31 protein-coding genes and 1 rRNA gene are annotated in these 25,570 nt (G+C 37.1%); 8 read left to right on the forward strand and 24 right to left on the reverse strand.

The genetic code is table 11. The annotated features are described in order from the left end of the window. Both SLH51_RS01175 and SLH51_RS01180 read right to left on the reverse strand, forming a co-directional pair. Positions 1 to 74 (reverse strand): 16S ribosomal RNA (locus SLH51_RS01175); the annotation flags it as partial. 256 nt (positions 75 to 330) lie between these two features. After that, a complete protein-coding gene (locus SLH51_RS01180; RefSeq protein WP_335958476.1) occupies positions 331 to 1,203 on the reverse strand; it encodes a nucleotidyltransferase-like protein in 873 nt (290 codons plus the stop codon). 272 nt (positions 1,204 to 1,475) lie between these two features. Here SLH51_RS01180 and SLH51_RS01185 point away from each other — a divergent pair, with 272 nt between their 5' ends. Beyond that, positions 1,476 to 1,829 carry a YgzB family protein gene (locus tag SLH51_RS01185; RefSeq protein WP_335958477.1) on the forward strand — a complete coding sequence of 118 codons (354 nt, stop codon included), beginning with the start codon at positions 1,476 to 1,478 and terminating at the stop codon, positions 1,827 to 1,829. Positions 1,830 to 2,106: 277 nt separating this feature from the next. On the opposite strand, the gene perR is transcribed toward SLH51_RS01185, so the two are convergent. The 4 genes from perR to SLH51_RS01205 all read right to left on the reverse strand — a co-directional run bounded on the left by perR (position 2,107) and on the right by SLH51_RS01205 (position 4,096). Beyond that, positions 2,107 to 2,544 (reverse strand): peroxide-responsive transcriptional repressor PerR, encoded by a 438-nt coding sequence (gene perR, locus SLH51_RS01190; RefSeq protein ID WP_335958479.1) that lies wholly within the window; start codon positions 2,542 to 2,544, stop codon positions 2,107 to 2,109. Positions 2,545 to 2,634: 90 nt separating this feature from the next. Beyond that, complete coding sequence (locus SLH51_RS01195) at positions 2,635 to 2,934, reverse strand: cyclic-di-AMP receptor (RefSeq protein WP_335958481.1); 300 nt, start codon at positions 2,932 to 2,934, stop codon at positions 2,635 to 2,637. Positions 2,935 to 3,137: 203 nt separating this feature from the next. After that, positions 3,138 to 3,611 carry a thioredoxin-dependent thiol peroxidase gene (gene bcp, locus SLH51_RS01200; RefSeq protein ID WP_335958483.1) on the reverse strand — a complete coding sequence of 158 codons (474 nt, stop codon included), beginning with the start codon at positions 3,609 to 3,611 and terminating at the stop codon, positions 3,138 to 3,140. A 62-nt stretch (positions 3,612 to 3,673) separates the two neighbouring features. Continuing rightward, positions 3,674 to 4,096 (reverse strand): ion channel, encoded by a 423-nt coding sequence (locus SLH51_RS01205; RefSeq protein ID WP_335958484.1) that lies wholly within the window; start codon positions 4,094 to 4,096, stop codon positions 3,674 to 3,676. Between the two features lie 189 nt (positions 4,097 to 4,285). Between SLH51_RS01205 and SLH51_RS01210 the strand changes: the two genes are divergently transcribed. Together SLH51_RS01210 and SLH51_RS01215 are read left to right on the forward strand one after the other, a co-directional pair. Beyond that, positions 4,286 to 5,578, forward strand: a complete 1,293-nt coding sequence (locus SLH51_RS01210; protein ID WP_335958485.1) for a glutamate-1-semialdehyde 2,1-aminomutase — start codon at positions 4,286 to 4,288, stop codon at positions 5,576 to 5,578. A gap of 294 nt (positions 5,579 to 5,872) precedes the next feature. Continuing rightward, positions 5,873 to 6,949 (forward strand): FUSC family protein, encoded by a 1,077-nt coding sequence (locus SLH51_RS01215; RefSeq protein WP_335958486.1) that lies wholly within the window; start codon positions 5,873 to 5,875, stop codon positions 6,947 to 6,949. 88 nt (positions 6,950 to 7,037) lie between these two features. Here the strand turns inward: SLH51_RS01215 and SLH51_RS01220 are convergent, their stop codons facing one another. The 5 genes from SLH51_RS01220 to fabL all read right to left on the reverse strand — a co-directional run bounded on the left by SLH51_RS01220 (position 7,038) and on the right by fabL (position 11,154). Beyond that, positions 7,038 to 8,783 carry an ABC transporter ATP-binding protein gene (locus tag SLH51_RS01220; RefSeq protein WP_335958784.1) on the reverse strand — a complete coding sequence of 582 codons (1,746 nt, stop codon included), beginning with the start codon at positions 8,781 to 8,783 and terminating at the stop codon, positions 7,038 to 7,040. Between the two features lie 147 nt (positions 8,784 to 8,930). Further along, the gene (ntdP, locus tag SLH51_RS01225; RefSeq protein WP_332691436.1) at positions 8,931 to 9,458 is read right to left on the reverse strand and encodes a nucleoside tri-diphosphate phosphatase; all 528 of its coding nucleotides are present in this window, start codon (positions 9,456 to 9,458) and stop codon (positions 8,931 to 8,933) included. A 303-nt stretch (positions 9,459 to 9,761) separates the two neighbouring features. Then, the gene (locus SLH51_RS01230) at positions 9,762 to 9,962 is read right to left on the reverse strand and encodes a gamma-type small acid-soluble spore protein (RefSeq protein ID WP_335958488.1); all 201 of its coding nucleotides are present in this window, start codon (positions 9,960 to 9,962) and stop codon (positions 9,762 to 9,764) included. 172 nt (positions 9,963 to 10,134) lie between these two features. Continuing rightward, on the reverse strand, positions 10,135 to 10,335 hold the full coding sequence (locus SLH51_RS01235; RefSeq protein ID WP_335958490.1) for a gamma-type small acid-soluble spore protein: 201 nt from the start codon (positions 10,333 to 10,335) through the stop codon (positions 10,135 to 10,137). A gap of 69 nt (positions 10,336 to 10,404) precedes the next feature. After that, on the reverse strand, positions 10,405 to 11,154 hold the full coding sequence (fabL, locus tag SLH51_RS01240; RefSeq protein ID WP_335958492.1) for an enoyl-[acyl-carrier-protein] reductase FabL: 750 nt from the start codon (positions 11,152 to 11,154) through the stop codon (positions 10,405 to 10,407). A 100-nt stretch (positions 11,155 to 11,254) separates the two neighbouring features. Here fabL and SLH51_RS01245 point away from each other — a divergent pair, with 100 nt between their 5' ends. From SLH51_RS01245 to SLH51_RS01255, 3 genes are all read left to right on the forward strand, one after another. Beyond that, positions 11,255 to 11,476, forward strand: a complete 222-nt coding sequence (locus tag SLH51_RS01245) for a cytosolic protein (protein ID WP_335958494.1) — start codon at positions 11,255 to 11,257, stop codon at positions 11,474 to 11,476. Positions 11,477 to 11,666: 190 nt separating this feature from the next. Continuing rightward, complete coding sequence (locus SLH51_RS01250; RefSeq protein WP_335958496.1) at positions 11,667 to 12,632, forward strand: NADPH:quinone reductase; 966 nt, start codon at positions 11,667 to 11,669, stop codon at positions 12,630 to 12,632. Positions 12,633 to 12,738: 106 nt separating this feature from the next. After that, entirely contained in the window at positions 12,739 to 13,074 is a 336-nt protein-coding gene (locus SLH51_RS01255) for a hypothetical protein (protein ID WP_335958498.1), read from the forward strand. Positions 13,075 to 13,132: 58 nt separating this feature from the next. Here the strand turns inward: SLH51_RS01255 and SLH51_RS01260 are convergent, their stop codons facing one another. Further along, positions 13,133 to 13,891: an SDR family NAD(P)-dependent oxidoreductase gene (locus tag SLH51_RS01260; protein WP_335958499.1), complete on the reverse strand. Its 759-nt coding sequence runs from the start codon at positions 13,889 to 13,891 to the stop codon at positions 13,133 to 13,135. Between the two features lie 241 nt (positions 13,892 to 14,132). Here SLH51_RS01260 and SLH51_RS01265 point away from each other — a divergent pair, with 241 nt between their 5' ends. After that, positions 14,133 to 15,545: a hypothetical protein gene (locus SLH51_RS01265; protein WP_335958500.1), complete on the forward strand. Its 1,413-nt coding sequence runs from the start codon at positions 14,133 to 14,135 to the stop codon at positions 15,543 to 15,545. A 296-nt stretch (positions 15,546 to 15,841) separates the two neighbouring features. Here the strand turns inward: SLH51_RS01265 and SLH51_RS01270 are convergent, their stop codons facing one another. The 9 genes from SLH51_RS01270 to SLH51_RS01310 form a co-directional block, all read right to left on the reverse strand. After that, positions 15,842 to 16,042, reverse strand: coding sequence for a hypothetical protein (locus SLH51_RS01270; RefSeq protein ID WP_335958501.1), 201 nt, complete (start codon positions 16,040 to 16,042; stop codon positions 15,842 to 15,844). Between the two features lie 135 nt (positions 16,043 to 16,177). Beyond that, positions 16,178 to 16,417: a ferredoxin gene (locus SLH51_RS01275; RefSeq protein WP_335958502.1), complete on the reverse strand. Its 240-nt coding sequence runs from the start codon at positions 16,415 to 16,417 to the stop codon at positions 16,178 to 16,180. A 17-nt stretch (positions 16,418 to 16,434) separates the two neighbouring features. Next, positions 16,435 to 17,427: an NAD(P)/FAD-dependent oxidoreductase gene (locus SLH51_RS01280; protein WP_335958503.1), complete on the reverse strand. Its 993-nt coding sequence runs from the start codon at positions 17,425 to 17,427 to the stop codon at positions 16,435 to 16,437. 262 nt (positions 17,428 to 17,689) lie between these two features. Then, positions 17,690 to 18,169: a GlcG/HbpS family heme-binding protein gene (locus tag SLH51_RS01285; protein WP_335958785.1), complete on the reverse strand. Its 480-nt coding sequence runs from the start codon at positions 18,167 to 18,169 to the stop codon at positions 17,690 to 17,692. Positions 18,170 to 18,188: 19 nt separating this feature from the next. Then, positions 18,189 to 19,652: an aldehyde dehydrogenase family protein gene (locus SLH51_RS01290; protein ID WP_335958504.1), complete on the reverse strand. Its 1,464-nt coding sequence runs from the start codon at positions 19,650 to 19,652 to the stop codon at positions 18,189 to 18,191. Between the two features lie 80 nt (positions 19,653 to 19,732). After that, positions 19,733 to 20,455, reverse strand: coding sequence for a TenA family transcriptional regulator (locus tag SLH51_RS01295; protein ID WP_335958505.1), 723 nt, complete (start codon positions 20,453 to 20,455; stop codon positions 19,733 to 19,735). Between the two features lie 155 nt (positions 20,456 to 20,610). Beyond that, a complete protein-coding gene (locus SLH51_RS01300) occupies positions 20,611 to 22,074 on the reverse strand; it encodes a hypothetical protein (RefSeq protein WP_335958506.1) in 1,464 nt (487 codons plus the stop codon). A gap of 81 nt (positions 22,075 to 22,155) precedes the next feature. Continuing rightward, positions 22,156 to 22,923, reverse strand: coding sequence for a creatininase family protein (locus SLH51_RS01305; RefSeq protein ID WP_335958507.1), 768 nt, complete (start codon positions 22,921 to 22,923; stop codon positions 22,156 to 22,158). Positions 22,924 to 23,140: 217 nt separating this feature from the next. After that, on the reverse strand, positions 23,141 to 23,425 hold the full coding sequence (locus tag SLH51_RS01310) for a 2Fe-2S iron-sulfur cluster-binding protein (protein WP_335958508.1): 285 nt from the start codon (positions 23,423 to 23,425) through the stop codon (positions 23,141 to 23,143). Positions 23,426 to 23,733: 308 nt separating this feature from the next. Here SLH51_RS01310 and SLH51_RS01315 point away from each other — a divergent pair, with 308 nt between their 5' ends. After that, positions 23,734 to 24,048 (forward strand): hypothetical protein, encoded by a 315-nt coding sequence (locus SLH51_RS01315; RefSeq protein WP_335958510.1) that lies wholly within the window; start codon positions 23,734 to 23,736, stop codon positions 24,046 to 24,048. A 142-nt stretch (positions 24,049 to 24,190) separates the two neighbouring features. Here the strand turns inward: SLH51_RS01315 and SLH51_RS01320 are convergent, their stop codons facing one another. Genes SLH51_RS01320 through SLH51_RS01330 form a run of 3 tightly spaced genes read right to left on the reverse strand, consistent with a single transcriptional unit; the run spans position 24,191 to position 25,232 of the window. After that, positions 24,191 to 24,652, reverse strand: a complete 462-nt coding sequence (locus tag SLH51_RS01320) for a RidA family protein (RefSeq protein WP_335958512.1) — start codon at positions 24,650 to 24,652, stop codon at positions 24,191 to 24,193. A 37-nt stretch (positions 24,653 to 24,689) separates the two neighbouring features. Then, positions 24,690 to 24,842 (reverse strand): hypothetical protein, encoded by a 153-nt coding sequence (locus SLH51_RS01325; RefSeq protein WP_335958513.1) that lies wholly within the window; start codon positions 24,840 to 24,842, stop codon positions 24,690 to 24,692. A gap of 57 nt (positions 24,843 to 24,899) precedes the next feature. Then, positions 24,900 to 25,232: a 2Fe-2S iron-sulfur cluster-binding protein gene (locus SLH51_RS01330; RefSeq protein WP_335958514.1), complete on the reverse strand. Its 333-nt coding sequence runs from the start codon at positions 25,230 to 25,232 to the stop codon at positions 24,900 to 24,902. Positions 25,233 to 25,570: the final 338 nt, after the last annotated feature.

Raw genomic sequence — 25,570 nt, forward strand, 5'->3', positions numbered from 1 at the left:
TTGGTCCGCTCGACTTGCATGTATTAGGCACGCCGCCAGCGTTCGTCCTGAGCCAGGATCAAACTCTCCATAAAAGTTGAGTTGATTCGCTCAAAATGCATCGCTAACGATACTAAGTTATTTCAACCTATCAATGATAGGATTTATTGACGAGAAAACATGTTTCTCTATTTCGCTTGGCTTTTGTTCAGTTTTCAAAGAACTACTTGTCACTCGTTAGCGACTTGAACATCATAACATTAATGCTGAAAAGCTGTCAAATGTTTTTTTCGCGCCTCGTCAGCGACAAGTAATAATATATCACGACCCAATTATTCCGTCAACACTTTTTCAAAACTTTTTTACCCGATAAAATGTTTTTACGATTCCCTCTGCTTTTGTTTCTATTTTCTTAATAGAAACAAAGTCTTTTTCAACTAAGTGACGAACAAGAAGTTCCAGATCCACACAATAGTCTTCTACCTCATTTAAAGACATAAAGTCAGCTATCGAATAAATATCATCTGTCCCTTGTACAAGGGACAGAAAATGCTGACTTCCCATTTCTGTTTTTGAATGAATAGCAAGTTCCGTTGCTAAAATAAGAAGTTCAATGCGTTTCTCTAAAGTCTCTTCACTTTTTAATAACTCTTGATACAACTTATATGTTTGGGGTTCAATATGTCGCACCTGTTCCCACACTGTCACCTCAGGATAAAAGCCATGATGAATAACTGACAACCGAGCGAGATGATGAAGCGAATGCATCATATTACTGAACGCATCAAAATAATGTCCATTGTGAAACAATGTTTTTCCTTCTTCAAATCTTCTTAACATCTTCGTAAATTGAATTGTCATTTTTTTCGAACGGTCACCAGGCGGAAACGATTCAATACGTTCTTTCACATCTTTAAGAAACTCATTACGATCAAAAACAATTTTCCCATTTACTAACCAATCAACTAGACGCCTATGATTTCCTACTATTAATGTTTGATGCATCATAGCTTGACTCAGCGAGTGAAAAGATACACGTCTTTCTCCTAGCTGATAATGTTTTACTTCCCATGAGATATCTTGATTATGATTAATCAGCACAATAACAACGTCAAATCCGTCCGTTACAGATAAAGGAAGTAGGTCTTTTTCTATAATAAGAATCGCAAGCGTTTCTTTCTCACTCGCCCGATCCTGATAAAGTTGCCGTAATAACACGTCCATAAAAATGTCCCCTCTCAAATAACTACTTCGACTCCTACATGTAACAGCTTTCGATTATAGCTTTTTAACAGTCACTTTAGGATTCAAACATAAATAGGTTCTACACAAGACAGTCATTTCCTGCAAAAACACATAAGGAATCTTCATAACCTGTTAACAATTCTACAAAAGAGAATAAGCAAATAATATGCTATACTACTAGTACTTGTTTTAAAAGGTATTGCATTGACATAGCAACCAACCTATTGCTTTAAGATTTAGGAGGGACCAACTTGGCTTTAAAGTATACAAACAAAATAAATAAAATCAGAACATTTGCCTTATCACTTGTCTTTGTAGGAATTCTTGTTATGTATATCGGCATATTCTTCAGAGAGTCGTATATCATCATGACAATCGCCATGTTACTAGGTTTTCTATTCATTATCGGTAGTACCGTTGTTTACTTTTGGATTGGCATGCTTTCAACAAAGACCATTCAGGTTACCTGTCCAAACTGTGGCGGCGCCACAAAAATGCTCGGACGTGTCGATGCTTGCATGCATTGTAGTGAACCTTTAACAATGGACAAGTCTCTCGAAGGCAAAGAGTTTGACGAGAACTACAATCGTAAAAAAAGGAAGTAGAGCAGAGGGCACTGAGTGTAGCCGTTGCCATTGGTGTGAGAAGTGTCTTACACCTTAAAGCCCGCGAATTGAGTGGGTTTCTCAATCCGCGGGCGCGCAACGTGCAGAGCCATTACCGCTTCCTTGATGGACTTTCTTAGTGGCTTTTAGAGCACTCTACTTCCTTTTGTTACTTCCGTATCTCATTTACAAAGCTTTTCCACGTCGCAACCTTTCCGACTAACTCATCTTTCCAATATCAAAAAAACCTCCCTATAAGGAAGGCGAAAAAAATATCTTAATGCTCAACTTTATCTTTGCACTTAGGGCACGATCCATATATTTCCATCCTATGATTATGAATCTTAAATCCCGTAACATGTTCAGCTAATGTTTCTACCTCGTCTAAACCAGGGTAATGAAAATCGACGATCTTCCCACAATCCTCACAAATAACGTGATAATGGTCAGAAGTCACAGAATCAAATCTGCTCGATGCATCACCATACGTTAATTCTTTTACGATGCCAGCTTCCTTAAATACACGCAAATTGTTATATACAGTTGCGACACTCATATTGGGAAACCGTCCCTCTAAAGCTTTGTATATATCATCAGCAGTTGGATGCGCAGTTGATTCATAAAGGAACTCTAGTATCGCATGACGTTGTGGAGTCATACGCACACGTGTGCTTTTTAAAGCATCAAGCGCATGTTGCAAGCGATGATCTGACATTGTCATGCACCTCTCTTCCAAGTAACGATTCTTATTTTATAATGAGTATAATATAAAAGAGGATTTTTTGTCAATGTTCCCCTTGACACTCTACTTCCCAATTGTCATAAATGGAGCTGCATCTTTTACATTTAGCAAGAACGAAGTATAACGATGCGCTTGCTTGCTCTTTCGTTGCTTACGTTTCTCAAGGTCAAGACAAGCAGACTTTAATGCTTCTTGCAACTGTTCTATATCCTTTTCTTCCACTCCAAACAAGAAAGTTGTATTGCCTTTTCTCCAAAAACCTCCTGAACTTGCCAATTCCGTCATCCTGTATCCTTGTTTTTTTAACTGTATTTCCACTTCATCGGCATATACATTATCAATAATGCACACAAGTAGTTTCAAAGTACATCCCTCCATTCATATTCCCTTTACCTACATTATTCGATTTTTACAATCGATGTTCCTACTTATAGATATGTTATAAGCAAATTTCTCAATTCTTTCTATTACTGATAAGAGGGATTTTCATCACTACTAGGGAAAGATACAATGTGATATTTCGTTCAAAATAGGCAATTAAATAGGAAAGTGAAAATGATACACCCTTACTCACTAAGCTCATCTTTCACAAATGTAAGTGCCTCTTGTACATGGTCCTTTACCTTTACTTTTCGCCATTCTTTAACCAACTTACCATCTTTGTCAATAATAAAAGTAGAACGTTCAATTCCCATATATTCTTTACCGAAATTCTTCTTTAATTTCCACACGCCATATTGCTCTGCTACTTGATGTTCCTCATCAGCTAGCAGGATAAATGGTAGTTGATATTTCTCTATAAATTTCTCATGCCTACTTACCGGATCAGGACTTACCCCAATAATGACTGTATTAAGGGCAGAAAAGTTCTCGACTTCATCGCGAAAATCACAAGCTTGAGTCGTACATCCAGGAGTCATGTCTTTCGGATAAAAGTAGAGAATAACATGTTTGCCACGATAATCTTCTAACGAAACGACTTCACCATTATTGGCAGGTAAAGAAAATAGAGGAGCTTCTTGTCCAATTTGTAAATTCATGTACACTCATCCTTTCGGGTATTTTCTAAGATAAGCGTAGCCCAAGTTTTAATGAAAGACAACTATTCTTCCTTCTTTGTTACATGCAAAAATGTTGTTACGACAAAGGCTGCTGGAAGTAAATATCCAAACAGAGCCTGTACAATTGCAATGAAACGCCCTATCCCAATAGGAACTAGATCACCATATCCAACAGATAAAAGTGTGACTGCACTAAAATAAATAATATCTTCTATTAAGTGATTTACCGTCCCCTCAACATGAGAATTCCCTTCTTTTAACACTTCCATCCCAAGTAATTCTAATCCAAGATAAAGAATTGAAAAGGACAAAATAACCGTAATATAAACAAGAACAAGCAATGTAAAATGCCTTAACGAAACCGAATGAGTACCACGGATCGGTCGATAACGTAAAAGCATCAATAGACTCACAATAGTACCAACTGTTGCAATAATTAATACTATAGATAATATCCAATTCACTTTATCACCTCTCCTCCTCAAAATAACTTATGAAGTGACCACACTCTCTAGAATAAAAGAGGATATTTCAAAAGGATAATTTTTGAAACATCCCAGAAGTAATACGCTCTTATGGTACATACTTGCTCTAGTTCTCTCACTATGGTTGAATAATTTACAGAAGATACTTGAATCAGAGGAGGAACAAACATGAACTGGACAAACTCAGAAGATTTATATAAAGAAGCACAAGAACATATTGTTGGCGGAGTCAATAGTCCTTCGCGTGCTTTTAAAGGGGTAGGAGGTGGAACCCCGATTTTTATGGAGAGAGCAAAAGGTGCTTACTTTTGGGATGTCGACGGGAACCGCTATATCGATTATTTAGCAGCATATGGTCCTATTATTACCGGACATGCTCATCCTCACATTACAAAAGCAATTTCACAAGCTGCAGAAAACGGGGTATTATATGGAACTCCGACAAAATTAGAAAATCAATTTGCCAAAATGTTAAAAGAAGCGATTCCTTCTCTTGAGAAAGTGCGGTTTGTAAACTCTGGAACTGAAGCAGTTATGACCACCATTCGAGTTGCAAGAGCGTACACAGGGAGAGATAAAATCATTAAATTTGCTGGATGTTACCACGGGCATTCCGATCTAGTACTCGTAGCAGCTGGATCTGGTCCTTCGACTCTTGGCACTCCTGATTCTGCAGGAGTAACAAAAAGTATCGCTAAAGAAGTCATTACCGTCCCTTTTAATGATATTGAGGCATATAAAGCAGCGCTTCAGAAATGGGGAGAAGAAATTGCAGCCGTTCTCGTCGAGCCAATTGTCGGCAACTTCGGGATTGTTGAACCAGAACCAGGCTTCTTAGAAGCAGTTAACCAACTAACTCATGAGGCTGGGGCACTTGTTATTTACGATGAAGTAATTACCGCTTTTCGTTTTATGTATGGCGGAGCACAGAATTACCTCGGGGTTGAACCTGATATGACGGCACTAGGTAAGATTATTGGTGGAGGTCTCCCAATTGGTGCCTATGGCGGCCGAGTTGATATTATGGAAAAGGTTGCTCCATTAGGTCCCGCCTATCAAGCTGGTACAATGGCTGGTAACCCTGCATCTATGAGTGCCGGAATCGCTTGTTTAGAAGTGTTACAAGCAGATGGCGTTTACGATGAATTAGATCGCTTAGGAGCCCTTTTAGAAACAGGAATCCTTGACCTTGCGAAAAAGCACGAGCAAACTATTACTATCAATCGCTTAAAAGGTGCCCTTACCGTGTATTTCACTTCTGAAAAGGTAGCCAATTATAAGCAAGCAGAACAAACAAACGGCGAGCTCTTTGGAACCTTTTTTAAAGAATTGTTAAAAAGAGGAATCAACCTAGCCCCCTCCAAATATGAAGCATGGTTTTTAACGATTGCTCACACGGATGCGGACATTAACGAGACATTGAACGCTGTAGACGAAGCATTTGCAGCAATGAGAAAATAAGATTTATTTAGGATGATAAATGTGGCCAACCTTTTTTTATAAGAAGGCTTACATTCGTCATCCTTTTTTTATCATACTAATAACACTTGATTAACACGAAAATCCATTGTATAGTACCCTTCGGCATTAAATTTCAGGGTATTCCCGTAACGTATTTGAAATACTATTAAATGAGCAATTTACTTAAGTTGTTTCCCTGAAATGTTATAGGTTCTTAAGTAAGAAGCTATAACATTTTCACCTTTAAGAAAAACAATATGTAAAACAAACGAGACGAAGGAGTTAAGTCAATTTATGAAATTAGGAGCTCGTATATTTAAAACAGGGCTTGCTGTCATGCTCTCACTTTATTTAGCGATGTGGTTCGGACTTGAACCACCCATGTTTGCAGCCCTAGCTGCAGCGATCGCCGTTCAACCATCACTGTACCGAACATTCCAAACGATTTTGGAGCAAGTACAAGCGAATGTGATTGGCGCTGTATTAGCAGTTATTTTCGTTATGACGTTTGGACATGATCCTTTCGTTGTCGGTCTAGTTGTCGTACTTGCTATCGCAATTATTTTAAAAGTTAAATTAGAGCCTACTACGATTCCACTCGCAATCGTTACTGTCATTATTATTATGGAAAGTCCATCGACTGATTTCATTCAATTTGCAACTGGTAGATTTGCACTTGTTATCCTTGGGGTATTAGCAGCATTCATTATCAATCTTTTCTTTATTCCTCCAAGATATGAAACGAAGCTCTTTCACAAGTTTCTAAAAGCAACTGAAGATATTAACCAGTGGACGATGTTACTTATCCGTCATGCAGCTGATCACCGTGCACTAAAGAAAGATTTAAGCCGGCTAGAAGAAGTAATGGTCAAACTAGAAAATGTGTATTTGCTCTATAAAGAAGAAAGAAATTATTTCATGAAAAACAAATACGGCAAAGCTCGTAAAGTTGTCCTTTATAGACAAATGCTCGTTACCGTTAAAAAATCGCTTTTCGTTTTAAAGAACTTTGAAAGGCGTACAGAAGAGCTGAATTTGATGCCTGATGAGACTCATAAAAAATTTGAGCAACAACTTGATTATTTAACAACCTTTCACGACAGAATTTTATTACGTTATGTTGGGAAAGTTCACTCAAGTCACTCCGACGAGTTAATTGATAAGATGAATAAAGGAAAAGAGGATATGATGAACTATTTCATTAGCCTTAAAGATCAACCTTGTATTAATGACAACCAGTGGTTACACCTCTTGCCCGCTGTATCACAAATGATTGAATATCAAGAACAACTCGAGCACCTTGACCACTTAGTTGATAGTTTTTTTACTTATCATGAAAATGAAGTTAAAATTCAAGAACCAGAAGAATAAACAAAGAGATCTGACTACAAGTCAGATCTCTTTGTTTATTCTAAGAATGTATTAAAAATGAGAGAAACGTCTCTTTTAACAACGACAATTACGTTAATTGCTGCACTTCAAACAATTTTTTATAGCTTCCCGCTCGTCTCATTAATTCATCATGACTGCCAACCTCAGCGATTTCTCCGTTTTCAATGACAACAATACGATCTGCATGTGTAATCGTTGATAAGCGGTGGGCAACGATAAAGGTCGTCCGATCTTTTGCTAATTTTTCAAGAGCTTCCTGTATAAAATGTTCACTTTCTAAATCGAGTGCCGATGTAGCTTCGTCAAAAATAAGGATAGGTGGATTCTTCAAGAAGACCCTTGCAATTGCTACACGCTGCTTTTGGCCTCCAGAGAGTTTCACTCCTCTTTCCCCAACCTCGGTGTTATACCCATTTGCAAGTCCCATAATAAATTCATGAGCATTGGCAGCTCTTGCTGCTGCAATCACCTCTTCGTCAGTTGCTCCGGGCCTTCCCATTAAGATATTTTCTTTTACAGAGTCACTAAATAATATATTATCTTGCAGTACCATTCCGATATTATCACGTAAACTCCGCACTTGATATTGTCTTATATCTACTCCATCAAGTAAGATCTGACCAGAAGAAACATCATAGAAGCGTGGAATTAAACTAATAATCGTACTCTTACCACCCCCACTCATCCCAACAAAAGCAATCGTCTCCCCCTGTCTCACATCTAAATGCAAATGCTTTAGTACAGGCTTCTCATCTTCGCTATATTTAAATGAAACATCTTTAAATTCCAAATGGCCTTGTGCTCGTTTTAGAGATTTGGCATCAGACTCATCTTCTATGTCATATTTCTCATCTATAAACTCAAACACTCGGTCCATTGATGCTATTGATTGCGTCAAAGTCGTTGAAGAATTAATCAACCTCCGTAATGGGCCATATAATCGCTCCATATAAAGAACAAAGGCTGTCATTGCACCAACTTCAAGACTACCAGTAATAACAAAATAACCCGCAACAAAAATAACAAGTAATGGCGCAACATCTGTAATCGTATTAACAACAGAAAACGTTTTTGCATTCCATTTTGTGTGGTCAATGGCTCTGTCTAAAAAGTTTCCATTTCGTTTGGCAAACTGAGTCTGCTCATGATCCTCTAATGCAAAACTTCGAATGACGCTCATCCCTTGAACACGTTCATGTAAATGTCCTTGTACTTCAGCTAATGCTTGTGAACGAACCCTCGTTAAGTGTCGTAACTTAGCATAAAAATACTTGACTGAAAATCCATAAAACGGAAACATCGAAACAGCAACAAGCGTTAACCACACGTTTAGGTTTAACATAATAATAATGGCAATAATTATTGTAAAAAGATCGAGCCAAATATTCATCAAGCCGGTAATAACAAAGTTCTTCGTTTGCTCAACATCATGTATGACACGCGAGATCACTTCTCCCACTTTTCGATTGGAATAAAATCGTAAGCTCAACTTTTGAATATGTGTAAATAATTGATCACGGATATCATACAGAACTTTGCTTCCAATCCATTGTGCAAAATATTGACGAAAATACTCAATAGGCGGTCGCAGCACAACAAAAATGACAAACATAACAGCCATAATTTTCATCAACATGGAAATCTTTTCATCTTGTGTCATCGCTTCTGCAAAAATTATATCATCAATAATATACTTCATGACTAGCGGGATTAATAATGGAATACCAAATTTAAATATTCCAATCATAATTGTAATCATGATTTGTTTCCAATATGGCTTGACGAATGCCATGTAGCGTTTTATACTATCCAGCTTCGCCACCCCCTCTGTTTTAAGACAAAAGCCTGACTCATGACGAGAGACAATTTTCACTCTCAAACAGGAGTCAGACCTTTTTTATAGTATCAAAATACACACGTTGTTTTACATTTTTAGAACTCCAGCCAAAGCCAGATTCCTCTATCGATATTGTAAAAATCGCTCATACCAATTTTCAACAAACTGTGGCGCGAACGGTCCTTTTCTCTGGTGGATCCAAGAGATTAATTCATCGACACTTCTTTTTAAAATGTCATCTACAGCAGGTGGATAATTCATCTGTTTTCTGTGCAAATCATATTCATCTTCATCTAAGAGCTTAAAGGTCATGTCAGGGAACACCTTAATATCAAGGTCATAATCAATATACTTTAACGCTTCTTCATCCCATGTAAAAGGTGACCCAAGGTTGCAATAGTAATAAATACCATCTGATCGAATCATACCGATTGTGTTAAACCATTGTTCGGAATCAAAATAGCAAATAGCCGGCTCACGCGTTCTCCAATTCCTTCCATCCGATTCCTTCACGAGAATACGGTCATTCCCTCCAATTACAACCTTTGACGTCCCCTTAAGCACGATTGTTTCTTCCCAAATGCGATGAATCAATCCATTATGCTTGTAGCTATGGATTTGAATATTGCTTCCTACTTTGGGAAAATTCATAATAAACTCCCTTCTGCAATTATTTCGGACGTCAGTAGGTAGAGTAGTGCAAATTATTCCAATTTAAATTTCGCCCTTGTCCTACTCTATTCTCTACTAATAATTCTGACTTAATCATTTCAATTGCTTCCATTCATTCCTATTATAACGTTTCCGTACTTATTTTGAAATGTTAAGATCATTTTTGAATAAAATGCCTAGGAGGGATTAAATACAAAGGGGCGTGCAGAGCCATTGCGGCTTCTCCTAATCAAAAAAACACCCTTTGGACGAAGATGCCAAAGGGTGCTTTGTTTTAATGCATTATTGTTGTTGTTGGTTTGAAGAATTTTGCTGTTTACGAGCAGCTGACTGTGCATTTTGCTGGCGAACTTCTTGTGCGTTTGTTTCACTAGCAAATTCTGTACCGTATTTCCCTTGTGCAGAAGCTGCGTTTTGCTTGCGAACTTCTTGAGCATTTGTCTTAGAAGCTTGCGGTTGACCTTGTTGGTTTTGTCTATTCATGTAATATCACCTCCACGACTATTAAGATGTCCGAGGGGACAAGTCTTTATTCAACCTAAATTAAAAAGCATAGTTCTCTTTTTCATTATTCTCTGTGCAATGAGCCAAGCCGTTGTACAAAAACAAAGCACCCTTTGGACGAAGATGCCAAAGGGTGCTTTGTTTTTGTACATTATTGTTGTTGTTGGTTTGAAGAAGCTTGCTGTTTGCGAGCAGCTGACTGAGCGTTTTGTTGGCGAACTTCTTGAGCATTCGTTTCGCTAGCAAACTCAGTGTTATAGCTGTTACCTTGAGCAGAAGCTTGGTTTTGTTTTCTTACTTGTTGTGCATTTGTTTTTGATGCTTTGTTTGGTTGATTTGGTTGGTTGTTCATGTGATATCACCTCCACGAGTATTAAGATGTCCGGGGGTGAATTGCTTTATTCAACTAAATTATTATTTATTATGTCAAAAGTGAAATTCCACCATCAACAATAATCGTTTGACCACGTATCATTTTCGCCTCTTCAGACAGCAAGAATAATACTGTATTTGCTAAATCCTCAGCTTCTACAATACGACCAGCTGGTGTTCTTGCTGCTGCATCAGCAAGTAATTCCTCACGATTTGGGAAATGTGTTAATGCATCCGTATCTACCGCCCCACCAGATACAGCATTCACAACAATTCCTTTTTCAGCGAGCTCAACCGCTAAATATCGTGTTAATGCCTCAACAGCCGCTTTAGATACCCCAACCGTTGTGTAATTTTTCAAATAACGAATCGAACCTAATGAGCTTAAACTAACGATATGCCCTCCACCTGTTCTTTCCATTCTTTTTGCCGCTTCTTGAGCACAGAAAAGCAATGCTTTACTATTAATATCCATCGTCCAGTCCCAATGACTTTCTTCTAGCTCCATAAGTGGACGTAATACCCCAGATGCTGCATTATTCACTAAAATATCTAACCTTCCATACTCTTCATCAATTTTGTCAAACAGCTCTTTTATTTTTTCAGGCTTTCCTACATTTGCTTTCACGACAAGAGCTTTACGGCCAAGGGCTTTTATTTCTTTTGCTGTATCTAACGCTGCCTGTTTGCTTCTCGCATAATTAATTACGATGTCATATCCTTTGGCTGCTAATTTAAGAGCAATCATTTTACCTATACCGCGACTGCTTCCTGTTACTAACGCTACTTTTTGTTCCATATTCAATCCTCCAGTATACTCTTTTCGTTCCTCATTATATCGTATAGACACAGACAGGAACAGGAACACTATCACAAACAACGTTAGGAGGAATCACTTTATGTATGTTGGAAGAGATATGACAGAGCTTTCCATGATGTCCATTGAACAGTGGACCGATAAAGAGTTAGGTTATTTTCATCACGGACTACAGCAAATGACCCCTTATTTAAATGTAGAAGGCACTAGTATTCACCGTGAAATCATCCGTGAAATTGAAGCGCGAGGTGGCTTACACCAAGAGGCTACTTGGACACAAGGTACGAAACCTCATTACGATTAACTCTAGTCAATCAAAAACTAACTCCATTATGGAGATCCAAGAATAAATGGCAGCTACTTTCAAAAGGAAAACTCACTTTTTTGAAAGTAGCTGTTTATCAGAGCAAAGCTTTCAATAGGAAATTGGATATTTTTCGTTTAGAATAGAAAAAAGAGATAAATTCTATGTACATAGATAAAGGAGAGGTAAAATGAAAGCGGTTGTTTATGAAACTTATGGTGAACCTAACGTACTAACTGTATCTGAAGTACCGAAGCCCTCCATTAAATCAAATGAAGTGCTCGTACAGGTAAGGGCAAGTGGGGTAAATCCTGTCGATACATATTTCCGAAAAGGAATTCGTCCAGTTGATTCTTTTCCGTATATTCCACATTTTGATATAGCAGGAGAAGTAGCAGAGGTCGGCTCAGCTGTTAACAATGTTCAAATTGGTGATCGTGTTTGGGCAACAAATGCTAAAGGCGCTTCTGCTGAATATGTAGCAATTTCAGCTGATCTTGTTTTCCCATTACCAGTCGATAATACGTTTGAAGAAGGTGCAGCCATTGCGATGCCGTTTATGACAGCTTATCTATCGCTGTTTAACAGAGGGCATTTGCAATCAAATGATTCTGTACTGATCTTCGGGGGAGCTGGCGCAGTTGGGCACGCCGCTATTCAACTAGCCAAAAATGCAGGTGCACATGTTATCGCAACTGCGAGTACAGAAGCTAAAGCTACCATTGCCAAAGCAGCTGGTGCTGACGACGTAATTGTTTACCAAACAGAAGATCTCGTAACTCGGGTGAAAGAACTAACTAACGATAGTGGTGTATCCCTTATTTTAGATATGTCTTTGAGTGAAAACATGAAGAAAGATCTTGAAATGATAAAAGTGGGAGGTCGTATCATTACTGTAGGATCACCTGTCAATAACACTCCACCTTTATTGTGGAGACAATTAAACATGAAGCACGCTTCTCTTACAGGGGTATTTTTATTTACCGCTCCTAGAAATGAGTTGATCGATGCAGGAAATACAATAACCAAAGGATTTTCCACTAAGTCACTGCAAGCACATATTGGAAAAGTATTCTCATTCAAAGAAGCAGCAAATGCTCATGAAGCTGTAGAGAAAAAAGAGTATGATGGTCGAGTGATTCTCATTCATTCTTAATTCTTTAGAACACTCACACAAAAGGATATTCCATAAATAATTTTCAAAGTAAGATTTTAATTTCTGGAGAAAATAAAAATAGCTTACTTTGGAAAGGAGCATATTTATGGAAAAGCAATTGTTTTATGTCAATTTAAACCCGATCAGCATGGATACAATAAACCCAACTCGTGTCGATGATGGCCAATTAATTGAATATGAAATTGAAGCAACTCCAGCAGAAAAAAAGGCATTAGAAGATTTATTGCATGAAGTACAATCACATGATTTAGAGCTTGGTAATTTATTTACGTTTCGACATTTCGATGATAGCAAAATTGATGATGATCGCAATGAATACCAACGAGGATTGAATGATGTATACGAAGAGCTTTACCGCTTAGGTACAGCTGAAACAAAAGAAAAAATAAGAGAAATTCACATGATAAACGACGATCAATAAAGAAGTGGGGTCTGCCCCCCGCTTCTTCACTGTACAGTATTAAATTGGAGTCTGACCCTTAGAAATTAGATTTCGACTGTCCTCCATCTACATTAATGGTCGCACCAACAATCCAATTTGCTTTTTCTGAAGCTAAAAATGTGACGACGTTTGCGATTTCTTCAGCCGTACCAAATCGACCAGCTGGTATTTCATCCTGAACAAACTGCTCCATTTTCTCTGGATTTTGCTCTATTCTTTTTTGCCAATTTCCTGTAGGGTGCAAAATAGAACCAGGTGCAACTCCATTTACGCGAATTCCATCTTTAATAACCTCATCAGCGAGTGATTTTGTAAAACTAATCATAGCAGCCTTTGCACTATTATACGTAACTTTTCCACCAGATTCTCGACCAAAAATCGAGGAAATATTAATAATACTTCCCGCTTGTTTTGCTTTTAAATGTGGTAATACAAGCTTGCTAAAATGAACAGTAGAGAAATAATTAAGTTCAAATGCATCATGGAATAAACGTAAATCCGTTTCTGCTGTCGTTGATCCATTACTCCCACCAACATTGTTTACAAGAATATCAATTGTGCCAAAATACTCAAGAGCGTCTTTAAATACCTTCTCTCGCTCGTTTTCATTTGTTAAATCGGCTTGAAAGATAGAAATTCCATCTATTTCACTTTGGGCAAGCTCCAACGCTTTCCTGTCTCTTGCCACAATAGCTACTCGAGCACCTTCTTCTTGAAACCCCATTGCAATTGCTTTTCCAATTCCCTTTGAACCGCCCGTAATCAAAACAACTTTATCTTTTAAATTCAAATTCATTTTTTTTGCCTCCCATTAGTATGCAAGTATTCCCCAATTATACTCAATATGAACCCTCTTCCCTTGCATCTATAATTTTACAGTAGTAGACTAATTGAATCATAGTGTTAGCTATCAAGAAAAAATGTTTCATAATTATTTTATAAATTTGACAAACGGCATTTGGTATTTGGTATACTATTTGTATAATCGTATATAATTTAGTATCCAATTATCCTTCTTTATTGAAATGGAGGGCGTCATGTTAAAGTACTTATTCGGATTTGCGATATGTTTATATTTAATTTCAAATGTAATATCGCACCCTCTCCTAGATTTAGTTATATCCCTAACTGCATTACTAGCTGTATTGTGTAGTTTACTATTTGTAAAAAAACTTGTACTTCTATTTGGAATCATTTTTTTAACGTTAGGATGTACATTGCTTATAACAAGTGAATCTAGTACTGGGAGTTATGTGATGTCATTTGGTGAAATGTTAAATTTGCTTACACTATTCGCCGTTATTCCCGTTCTCGCTTTGCCAATTAAATTAGGAAATTATGCGAAAGAAGTTCAGGCAGTTATCCAAAAGAAAATTAGTAATTCTGGTCAGCTTTATATGGTCTCTTCTGGGATTTCTTTTTTTCTTAGTTCGTTTATGAATTTAGCTGCCCTTCCTATGACTTATTATGCGATAAGATCATCAGCTGATATTTTTGCTATTAAAAATAAAGAACGCTTTATTTCACGCTCAATTACACATGGGTTTGCCATGCCTTTGCTATGGACTCCAGTTACACCCATTGTCGGAATCGTAATAGAGATGACCGGTGTCAGCTTTACTAGCGTATTACCTATGCTAATCATATTAAGTGTAATCGGATTACTCCTTGATTGGGTAACAGCTAATTTTTTGTCAAAAAGAAATACACCTACGAAAAAAGGGCTAGAAGCTTCTACCAACAACTCAGTAACGCAAGTCAAACGAGAAATTTCTGCAGCAAGTGAAGTTCAGTATGATTCTAGTAACTCAAAACGTCTTGTCCATATCTTAATAGCAGTTTTACTTTTAAATTGTGTCATTGTTGTTTTTGATTTAGTATTCTCACTCAGTTTTCTATTCTTAGTTAGCATTTTAGTTATTCCATTTTCATTTGTTTGGTCATTGCTATTAAAAAAAGGTAAGAGTTATTTTACTGGTTTGAAGGAACACTTCAAAACTCATTTACCTAAAATGAAGGATCAATTTTTTCTTTTCTTAACGGCCGGTTTTTTTATTTCGACTATTAGTATCTCTGGCGCTGATAAAACAGTTAATACATATTTGGGTGGAGTAATTGACTTAATTGGCGTCAATATCTTTTTGGTCCTGTTACCTTTTATTCCAGTTATGCTTGCATTTATCGGTATCCATCCAGCCGTTGTATTTGCACTTATTGCTGAAGCTATTAATCCTAGTTTACTAGGTCTATCTCCTATCGTACTTACTGTTGCAATGCTTGGTGGTGCAGTTCCTGCATTTTTAATGGGACCTTATAACGCAACAGTGGGCGTGATGTCAAATATTATTAATACAAGTCCATTTAAAATATCAAACTGGAATTTCCAATTTACCTATCTATATATGATCATACTTATCGTATTTCTTCAAATACTGCAATATATCATGTAAGAAAACGAAAAATGCAATATTATCTCATAAAAAGGTGATTCAAACGAAGTATCTTAGTCCGTTTGAATCACCTTTTTTAAGTCGAGTGATAAGCCTTCTTTTGATTTTTATATTTGCTTTCTATACACAGCTTTATTCTTCTTCTCCTGTCAATGATAAAATGTATTCAACTTTTAGATAATTTTATGAAAGAACGTATAAGGTTAAGAAAAAAATCTTTATTTAGTAGACAACTCAAAAAAGACTGCCGCAAACATGGCCAATTAAATGACCTTTTGCGACAGCCTCGTTTAGTATTATTGCTCCCAAATTACTGGTGGTTGACAGATTACTTTTGATTGTTCATTCTCTATTTTTATCTCTTTTAGCCAAGTGCAGCTTTTACAATTCATTTCACATACAGTCCCGTGCATGGCACAAGGAATAGTCCCTTGTGAAACATAAGCCTCTCTCACTTTAAACATATGGTCCCACCAATCTAACTGTTTCGAAATCATGTTCCTCTCCCTCTCTCAATCCAAAATAAAACAAATGGCACATTGTATACCAAAAAAATCTATTGAAAAACTTTCAACTTTTATATTGTAACACAAATTCACTCTTGTTGAAAGATTTTCGCACCTATATTAATATTAGCCTATTTCAATTTGAAATGGTTCATTCTCGACCTTAATTGATTCTGTCGGACAGCCTTCTTCGGCATCGATAAGATCATCCTCTAAATCATCTGAAACCTGCTGTGTTCCAGTATTATTATCTAATATCACTTCTGCTAAACCTTCCTCATCATAATCAAAAATCTCTGGAGCGACTGCCCCACACGCTCCACATGCTATACAAGTTTCTTTATCTACCATCGTGTATTTTGCCATCTGTATCCTCTCCTGTTTTAAGCAAATATAGAAGTACTATGAAGTGGTTGTACTTTAGCTTTTGGATCTATATAAGACTTTGCATTATTAACTGCTGTAGGGGCCTCTCCAAAACCGGTGGCAATTAATTTTATTTTGCCATCAAATGTACAAACATCGCCTGCAGCATAAACTCCTGGAAGATTTGTTTCCATTCTTGAGTTAACAACAATTGAATTTTTTTCGATTTCTAACCCAAATTCTTTAAGCGGTCCAAGTGAAGATACGAAGCCGTAATTGACAATGACATCATCAACATCAATAATTTCCTTTTCATCGCTTTTATTTTTCTCGATAACAACAGAATTTATCTCGTTTTCTCCTATAAATTCTATTGGATTATATGGAGTTTTAATTTCAACGCTAGATGACATCAGCTGGGTAACACTATGTTCGTGAGCTCGGAACTTCTCGCGACGATGAACAATTGTTACTTTTGAAGCAATTGGTTCTAACATAAGAGCCCAGTCAACGGCTGAATCTCCTCCTCCACAGACAACAACTTTTTTGTTACGGAATTTTTCCAAATCATCAATAAAATAATGGAGATTCTTATTTTCATATTTTTCAATTCCGGGCACAGCTAACTTTCTTGGTTGAAATGCACCATTACCGGCTGTAATAATAACTGTTTTCGTGTAATGTTCTTCCTGATTGGTCGTTAGTTTGATTACCCCATCAGGCATGGTCTCAAGATCCTCAACCGTTTGTTCTAGACAGATTTTTTGTTCAAATTGAGCCATCTGTTCCTTTAATGAATTCACTAATTCTTGAGCTCTAACCTTTGGAAAGCCTGCCACATCATATATATACTTTTCCGGATATAACGTAGACAATTGTCCACCTAGTTGAGGAAGGCTCTCGATTATCTTTACAGAAGCATTTCTCATCCCCCCGTAAAAAGCAGCAAACAAACCTGTAGGTCCGCCCCCAATAATCGTTATTTCATATACTTCAGAATCTACTTTCATTGTAACCCTCCTCGAAAGTTCCCCTTTTTCTACCGTTATCTTTCGTCTAATCTATTTCTTACTAGAGCAAGCTGTGCATTTCTTTACACAAGTCAGTTTACTGGATGGCGATACATTCACTTGATTCTTATTCCCCTTTTTACACATACACCATACCACCCCTTATTGTATTTTGTATACCAAAACTATTAATAAAAAATACATGCTCCTAGTAGAATCACGTCATAACGTTATTCAGAACGCTATGACGAGCTTATTTGTATTATTTTTTAATGTCAGCAGTTGTGATGACCTCTAAGTTCTGATCAGCTAAGTGTTTAGATAATGCTTCTAGCGCTGCAGTACCCACAGCAATGTCTTGTTCGCCATTTCCACCACTAACACCAACACCACCAACAACTTCACCATTAACGACGATTGGAAAACCCCCAACAAATACAGCAAACTTCCCTGGGATCATATGTTGAATTCCAAACGCCTCATTGCCTGGTAACGCTGGGCCGTTTGGCTCTGTATTAAAAAGATGAGTCGAACGCTTATGGCCTGCTGCTGTAAAACCTTTTGCAATTGCAATTTCAGGACCTGTAATCCGAGCGTCAGTCATACGCTCTAATGCAATAACATATCCACCATCATCTACAATCGCTATCGTTTCTAAAACATTAATATCTTCTGCTTTTTGTTTCGCAGCTTTAATCATCAGTTGCGCTTCTTCTAATGTTAGTTTAAGTGCTTGTTTCATCATGCAAACCTCCTAGAAATTAATAGCCTATATAAACTGTTTTAATTTGAGTAAAGAATTCCAATCCAACTCTACCTGACTCTCTAAATGTAGAAGTACTTGATTTTTTCAATCCACCAAACGGTGCATTTATCAAATTACCTGTAGTTGTGCGGTTTACTTTTACAGTTCCAGCTTCAATATCTTTAGTAAACTGCTTCGCAAGCTTCAAATTGTTCGTTACAATTGATGCAGATAAGCCATATTCAACATCATTTGCCACCTTGATAGCTTCCTTATAGTCTTCTACCGAAATAACAGCGATAACTGGACCAAAGATCTCTTCTTGAGCAATACGCATAGTCGGTAATACGTTCGTGAAGATGGCAGGTTCAATAAAGTAGCCAGCATCATAGCTTGATTCTTTTAACTGTTGTCCGCCATATTGTAACGTTGCTCCTTCTTCTTTGCCGATCTCAATATATTTTAATACATTGCTTAGTTGTTTTTGATTTGCTAACGGACCTATTGTTGCTTCTTCATTTAGCCCATTTTTAATAATAAGTTTTTGCGTTTTTTCAACTAACTTTTGCGTGAATTCTTCTGCTACAGATTTCATAACAATGACACGACTCGTCCCTGTACATGCTTGCCCTGTTAAGGAAAATCCACCATTTACAGCTAGCTGCGCAGCTTGATTTAAATCGGCATCATCCATTACAATTAGTGGATTTTTCCCCCCTAATTCCATTTGGGTTCTTGTCGTTAGCGCTACTTTGCGATGAATGTCTTCGCCAGCTTGGGTGGAACCAGTAAATGTGACGGCCCGAACAGCCGGATGTGTCATGAGTCCATCACCAATTTTAGAAGCAGAGCCTGTGACAAAATTTATTACACCTTTAGGAATACCAGCTTCATGTAAAGCTTCTACTAATCTTAGTGCGATAAGGGGTGTATCCGATGATGGCTTAAATACTACCGTGTTTCCCGTTATAAGAGCAGGTGCAATTTTTCTGGCTGGAATCGAAATTGGGAAGTTCCAAGGAGTAATGACAGAAATAACTCCTAGAGGCTCTCTTTGTGTAAATACATCCATATTCGGATCGTCGTTCGGGAAGGTTTCCCCTGTGAAACTTAATCCCTCTACTGCATAGTATCTAAGAGTTTGAGCGGTTCTCTTTACTTCTCCTTTAGCGGCAGAAATAATTTTCCCTTCTTCTCTAGTTAATTCTTCTCCATATTGATCAACTTTGCCCTCTAAGATGTCTGCAGCTTTATTTAAAATGGCTGCCCGTTTCGCAGGCGATGTAGCAGCCCAGTCAGGAAATGCGTTATTAGCTGATTCAATCGCTTTATTTACTTCTTCAGCTGTTGCCTGTTGAAAGACTCCAACCACATCGCTTGTATCTGCAGGGTTAATGCTTTCAAACGTTTTTTGACTTTCACTTAAAAGCCATTCCCCGTCTATGTAAAGTCCGTAATTTTGTACATTTGTTTGTAACATAAAATCACCCTTTCTTACTAGATTAGAAGAATAACTTCGACAGCTTACGTAAAACTGCCGAAGTTATCTATTGTTATCCTTTATACTGACACAGGCTCTTCAATATCACCTTTTAAATATGCTTGATACAATCCGTCCATGTACATACGTCGCATATCAGCCCCTGTTCTAACAATGTCTAAGCAACGTTGCTGTAATTCTGGTGTGTTCGCATGCTCTAGTACAATGGAATATCCACGCTCACCATGAATTTCATCCGATACGATATGCAAGTCAAAGAATTCAATTTCTTCATCTGTAAATCCGTATTGTTCACGAAGAATTGGCGTTTGCTTACGATAGATCGCTGGAACTTGTGATTCAAGACCAACTACTAACGCTGCTGTTGCCACAACGAAATTCTCTCTTGATGCAACGGAGTAGCACCAGCTTTGCAACCCTCGTGTTGTTGCAAGCATATTCTTTGGATCCTCTACTCGCTCTTTTGTTGTTCCACATGTTTCAGCAAAACGAATTAGCAAGTCTGTGTGGCGATCCCCTGCGATTTCTTCTTCGTACATGTTTTGCAATGTAAAGTCTTTTGCATCCGTGTATTGTTCTGGTGTATTCATATAAATATTCGCTAAGTAATCCGCAAATGGCCCGACGTAATGATAGTGATTTTCTGCCCATCTAGCAAAGTGCTCTCTTTTCAACTTCCCTGTTGCCCAAGCTACTGTAAACGGTGCTGCTTCACTATGATTTCCTTTAATCGCTTCCTCTAATTGCTTTCTGAATTCCTCACGTGATAATAGTTCTGCCATGTCGTATTCCTCCTCTTAATTTATAAATATTACACTCAGGTACACTGTATAAAGTATTTGGTATACCATTTATGATTTAAACTAATCTTAGTAGATTCTGGTCTAAGTGTCAACAGTAATTTAAGAATTTTCTGATTTTCCAATAAGCATGCTTTCTACATAATAAATAATGCAATACAGGAAGCGACAAATAGACCAATCATAACAGGTATAAAGTTTCTTCGTACTAAATCAATAGGTTTAACACCTGCAACCCCTGCATCTGCTGCTACGCCAAATGCCCAAGCTGCTAATGTACCACCACCAGCAAAAATAGCCGCAACTTGTCCTAATGAAGCGAGTACAGCTACATCGACTCCAGCACTCCCGCCTAATCCAGCTGATAGAGCACCAACTAAAGGTAATCCTGAAAAACCAGAACCATCCATTCCCGATAAAAGAGAGATAATGACCATTCCAAACGTTAATGTGACATTATTGCCCCCTATATATTGAGCCATTGCATTCCCTAAATCAAATAGAAACCCTGGAGAACCCTCACCTAAAACTGCCGCAGAATGCGCAGGATGTCCTAAAAAGAAAAAAGCAGCAATTGGAATGACTGGAGCAAATATTTTAATCGCAAAGAAGAACCCTTCTCGTAAATGCGAAACAATTCCTTCGATTGATCTTTGACCTTCTCCAAGTATCGTAGAAATGATTAAAAGCGCAACAGCTGTTCCACCTATTAAAGCAGTGGCATCTCCACCTTGAATCGCATTTTCTGGGTTAAAAAATGCTCGATAGACCATTGTTCCAACAATCAATAGTAAGGCAACCGGCACCAAGATAGAAAGAAATCTTGCATGCTTTCCATATTTTTCAGAAGCAACTTCTGAAGCTGCTGCAATCTCCTTTTTTGATTGAACTATCTCTTTATCTAAAAATGTATCTTCAGTTGCACTTTTTAAAATGCCTTTTTTCATATCTCTTTTAATCGTGTAAAAAGCAATTGTGATAGATACAGCACCAACAACAAATGAAAATAGTGCAGTGTACGGTAGTAATTCTGTTGAAGTTAAACCTGCAGCAGTAGATGTTAATCTCGTAGCACCTTGAATAACTAAGTCTCCTGAAAGAGCCATTCCATGCCCAAATAGATTAAGTGATACAGCAGCGCCCATTGCTGGGAGACCCATCTTCATCGCAACTGGAATCAGTACCGTTCCTACTAATGCAACTGCTGGTGTCGGCCAAAAAAATGTAGCGGCAAGGTACATCGTAGCACCTAATACAAAAAAAGCTGAGGTTGGATTAACCATAAGTTTTTTCATTGGCGCAATCATAAGTTTATCTGCACCTTGTGTTTGCAATGATTTTAACATTGCAACCATTAAAGCAATAACTAGCATGATGTCGAATAGTTCAACACCTGCATTTAGAAACGCCGCAAATACAACTTGAAACCCTCCAATTAAAGTATCAGTTGCACCTTGGCCTGAGCGAAAAACCAAACCTAAAATAAAAATTCCAATAATTGAAGGTAACACTACATCACGCCTGAAAATCATAAAAGTAAAAATTGTTACAATCACTAATAAGAAAACCCAATGAGAAGCCGCCAAATTAACTGATTCCATAAGTTAGATGTCCCCCTAGAGTAGATGTATATGGTTCTTATGATCAGCCACTCCCAATAGTTCTCTCTCTATTTTTACTATTTAGACAATTTTCTCTGCTTCTGTCTCTAATACTGTTTCAATTGCTTCTGTTAAATTGCCTAACGCCTCTTCAACAATAGCTTCTCCCATTTCTATACTTGCCTTTGTTGCATCCCCAATACAGCCATTTTTCGTCATTTCTTCATAATTATAATATCCTTGAAGCGTACTCCCTGGTCGTAACATTTTCCATTTTCCAGGTTGAATATCTCCTTTTTCCAGCTTCGAAAATCTAACAATATGTGGAGCTAGATATAATGCTTCTGATACTTCTCTTTCACAACTATGACCAAAAAGCGGAGAATCAATGTATTGTTTCATTGCTTCTTTTGCTGATGCTGTTGTTTTTGCTAAGTAGATTTCTACACCTAAATCTTTAGTCAGTGTTGTTATAGCTAAATTTAAGGTCGTTTGATTTCCTCCGTGAGAATTTAGAAGTAGAAATTTCTCAATCTTATGTTGTTTTAATGATTGAATCATATCCCTTATAATCGCAATAAGAGTGTCTGGACTAAGAGAGATCGTTCCTGGAAAATTCATGTGATGCGGCGATACTCCCATATTAACTGTAGGTGCCACAATCACATTTGGGAATAATCTCTCGGCTAAGCGCTTTGACATCTCTTCTGCAAGTACTGCATCACAGCTTTCAACCATATGAGGTCCATGTTGTTCATGAGCACCTACTGGGATAATAGCCATTTTAGCTGTTTTCAAAGCATGCTCTACTTCTTCCCAAGTCATTTCAGTTAATATATAAGCTTTCACTGTAAGTTCCTCCTTCCCTTTAGTATTCGGTATACCAAAACTCTACCAATTATTATGCATTGGTTCATCTACTATGTCAGATAACATCACGCTTTTTTACTTATTTGAATTATATAGGCAACAAACCCAAAAAGAAAGCGCTTTCTACAATATTACTAGATCACCAAAAGGAAATCTAGCATTAATTATTGTATTTTGTATACCATTTTTAACCGGGCTAACTTTGCTCTAATTCAATATCTTCAGTAATCGTTAACTGACAGGTTAACCGGTATCCTTCTTTCAGCTTATCACCTAACATTTTTTCTTCTTTCCAATTTGGAGGATTCAGATGTTCCGCTCCACTTAACACTTTAGTAGTACATTTCGTACACTTTCCCATTCCACATCCATATGAAAGGTTAGGAAATTTCTTAATTCCAGCTAATACTACTAAATTTGCACCTGGGTCTACCTCTTGAGCATATAATAAATCTTCTTTGTGCAACGTAACTTTTGGCATAAACACCTCTCCTTATCGTTTTAACTATCTGTATATTAAGAACATTATAAACATTATAAAACAAAACCAATTAGAAATCTAGAAAAAGTTGGGTTCCATTAGATTCTATTTTAAAGCCCCCCTCCTCTTTAAACCCTCCATATCCAGCTGACAAGCGAATTACAAGTAGACCCGAATTTTTTCATCAATGATAGAAAATTTCTCTACTTTTCTTTTAAAATTACAGTAAAACGCTTGAACTTAATTGATTTTTCAGATAACATAGTGGTATACCAAATACAATAATATTTAAGAGGAGTGATTTTTAAATGGCAAAGTACATTATCTTAACTAATAAGGATGAATATCAGACGAACCTTGTTACAGCAGGACTTGAAATAATTGAAACTTATCAATATTTTTTCTTTGATCAATTAAAGGCAAAATATTCAATTGCACAAGTACATGACGATTCGATCAAAATTACATTAACAGAAGAAAAGGACGGCAAAACGTATATAAATAATATCCCTGTTAAATTCTTTGAAGTGTTCGAAACGATCGAAGGAGCACAAGACGAATTAAAAGAATTAGCTGGTCCTAATTCAGATAGTTCTAGACTACAATTAGAAGTAGCCGTTTAAATGTTTTAACAAGGTCTGTCTCTCTTTAAGAGGGGCAGTCTTTTCGTTTCTATTCTTTTTCAAATACACTCTATTCGCAAACCAACCAAAAAACATTACCCCAAATAGAATGGCGGAGTAATGCTTCTATCCTTCCAAAATATTATTCAAATAATTCAACAATTAAATCCGTTTCTACACTCGCATTCCCTGGTAAAGACTGTACGCCTACTGCACATCGGGCATGTTTACCTGACTCTCCATATAAATCTATAAATAAATCAGATGCTCCATTTACCACTTGTGGAATATCGCTAAAATTCTCAGTACAATTTACATAGCCTACAAGTTTAACTACTTGCTTAACTTTATTGAAATCTCCGACGACTGATTCAATTACTGCTAAATGATTTAGAGCACAGATTCTTGCTGCCTCATATCCTTCGTCTACAGTCAGAGAATCTCCTACTTTCCCTTTATACTGAACCACCCCATTAAATTTAGAAGTGATTCCACTTATATAAAGTAGATTTCCAACTTGTTTCGCTAATAAATAATTTCCTGATTGTTTCGGGAGGACAGGTAGCACAAGTTCGCGTTGCGATATTTTTTCTTCAATTTTCATAACTATTTTACACCTCGTATATCTTATCTAGTTCTACTTATGCCATTGCTAGATACTTAAAGTAATAGATTTCAAACCTCGCCTCTTGATTACAAAACCGACAAGGGGATTCAAAAGATGCTTTTCTTATATGAGGTACTTTCAACATTTTTATTCCATCATGTACATGCTTTTGACAAACTAAAATCAAATTGACCCCCTCCAGTTATCTAAGTAATGTATTCGTAAATTAGCTGGTAACTAATAACTACGATGACTTTACACGTTGTACTTTCCTACGTTGTACCTGTTTGGTAAAATCTTCATCCCACGAAACTGAGATATCTCCAGTTGTAAATGTTTGACATGCTAGGCGGTACCCTTGTGCCAACAATTCGTCTCCGAGTTTCTTTTTCTCAGCCGGCTTAATCTTATCTAAATTTTCACTTCCCTCTTCAATTTTCACCACACATGTACCACAGAACCCTCCTCCACAACGATTCGGTACTTTCCCATCATATCTAAGTGAGTTTCGTAGAATATTAGAATCAGTGGGTACTTCAATTGATTTATCAATGTTTTTAAAATGGATGTTTGGCATAAGACAACCTCCTAATATATGTTTTCCTTCTCATGGTATACAATGTACCACATAATCCGTTATCGATCAAGTTGTTTTTTGAATTATGCGAATTCTTATGTCGTGTCTTCTTACACTACGTCTAAATCGATAAAAAACAATACATCTTTCAACTGTTATGATGTTCGATCCTGACACATGACAGCATCATTGCAGTTCCAACGAACAATTTCTAACCAAAAAGAGTAGCCTATTTTTATGAGCTACTCTTTTTAGAAAATTCAATACAAAAAGATATTATTCAAATATTATGATAATTTTAAAAAACAAGAAAGTGTTACAAAATTAATATCGCCAGT

Origin of the sequence: Halalkalibacter kiskunsagensis, assembly GCF_037027555.1 — a bacterium.
GTDB classification, from domain to species: domain Bacteria; phylum Bacillota; class Bacilli; order Bacillales; family Bacillaceae_D; genus Halalkalibacter; species Halalkalibacter kiskunsagensis.

Excerpts from the sequence above, each read along its gene's own strand:
- SLH51_RS01180 (WP_335958476.1), bottom strand. The coding sequence starts at position 1,203 with ATGGACGTGTTATTACGGCAACTTTATCAGGATCGGGCGAGTGAGAAA.
- perR (WP_335958479.1), bottom strand. The coding sequence starts at position 2,544 with ATGTCAGATCATCGCTTGCAACATGCGCTTGATGCTTTAAAAAGCACA.
- bcp (WP_335958483.1), bottom strand. The coding sequence starts at position 3,611 with ATGAATTTACAAATTGGACAAGAAGCTCCTCTATTTTCTTTACCTGCC.
- SLH51_RS01210 (WP_335958485.1), top strand. The coding sequence starts at position 4,286 with ATGAACTGGACAAACTCAGAAGATTTATATAAAGAAGCACAAGAACAT.
- SLH51_RS01215 (WP_335958486.1), top strand. The coding sequence starts at position 5,873 with ATGAAATTAGGAGCTCGTATATTTAAAACAGGGCTTGCTGTCATGCTC.
- ntdP (WP_332691436.1), bottom strand. The coding sequence starts at position 9,458 with ATGAATTTTCCCAAAGTAGGAAGCAATATTCAAATCCATAGCTACAAG.
- SLH51_RS01230 (WP_335958488.1), bottom strand. The coding sequence starts at position 9,962 with ATGAATAGACAAAACCAACAAGGTCAACCGCAAGCTTCTAAGACAAAT.
- SLH51_RS01235 (WP_335958490.1), bottom strand. The coding sequence starts at position 10,335 with ATGAACAACCAACCAAATCAACCAAACAAAGCATCAAAAACAAATGCA.
- fabL (WP_335958492.1), bottom strand. The coding sequence starts at position 11,154 with ATGGAACAAAAAGTAGCGTTAGTAACAGGAAGCAGTCGCGGTATAGGT.
- SLH51_RS01245 (WP_335958494.1), top strand. The coding sequence starts at position 11,255 with ATGTATGTTGGAAGAGATATGACAGAGCTTTCCATGATGTCCATTGAA.
- SLH51_RS01250 (WP_335958496.1), top strand. The coding sequence starts at position 11,667 with ATGAAAGCGGTTGTTTATGAAACTTATGGTGAACCTAACGTACTAACT.
- SLH51_RS01255 (WP_335958498.1), top strand. The coding sequence starts at position 12,739 with ATGGAAAAGCAATTGTTTTATGTCAATTTAAACCCGATCAGCATGGAT.
- SLH51_RS01260 (WP_335958499.1), bottom strand. The coding sequence starts at position 13,891 with ATGAATTTGAATTTAAAAGATAAAGTTGTTTTGATTACGGGCGGTTCA.
- SLH51_RS01265 (WP_335958500.1), top strand. The coding sequence starts at position 14,133 with ATGTTAAAGTACTTATTCGGATTTGCGATATGTTTATATTTAATTTCA.
- SLH51_RS01270 (WP_335958501.1), bottom strand. The coding sequence starts at position 16,042 with ATGATTTCGAAACAGTTAGATTGGTGGGACCATATGTTTAAAGTGAGA.
- SLH51_RS01275 (WP_335958502.1), bottom strand. The coding sequence starts at position 16,417 with ATGGCAAAATACACGATGGTAGATAAAGAAACTTGTATAGCATGTGGA.
- SLH51_RS01280 (WP_335958503.1), bottom strand. The coding sequence starts at position 17,427 with ATGAAAGTAGATTCTGAAGTATATGAAATAACGATTATTGGGGGCGGA.
- SLH51_RS01285 (WP_335958785.1), bottom strand. The coding sequence starts at position 18,169 with ATGAAACAAGCACTTAAACTAACATTAGAAGAAGCGCAACTGATGATT.
- SLH51_RS01290 (WP_335958504.1), bottom strand. The coding sequence starts at position 19,652 with ATGTTACAAACAAATGTACAAAATTACGGACTTTACATAGACGGGGAA.
- SLH51_RS01295 (WP_335958505.1), bottom strand. The coding sequence starts at position 20,455 with ATGGCAGAACTATTATCACGTGAGGAATTCAGAAAGCAATTAGAGGAA.
- SLH51_RS01300 (WP_335958506.1), bottom strand. The coding sequence starts at position 22,074 with ATGGAATCAGTTAATTTGGCGGCTTCTCATTGGGTTTTCTTATTAGTG.
- SLH51_RS01310 (WP_335958508.1), bottom strand. The coding sequence starts at position 23,425 with ATGCCAAAAGTTACGTTGCACAAAGAAGATTTATTATATGCTCAAGAG.
- SLH51_RS01315 (WP_335958510.1), top strand. The coding sequence starts at position 23,734 with ATGGCAAAGTACATTATCTTAACTAATAAGGATGAATATCAGACGAAC.
- SLH51_RS01320 (WP_335958512.1), bottom strand. The coding sequence starts at position 24,652 with ATGAAAATTGAAGAAAAAATATCGCAACGCGAACTTGTGCTACCTGTC.
- SLH51_RS01330 (WP_335958514.1), bottom strand. The coding sequence starts at position 25,232 with ATGCCAAACATCCATTTTAAAAACATTGATAAATCAATTGAAGTACCC.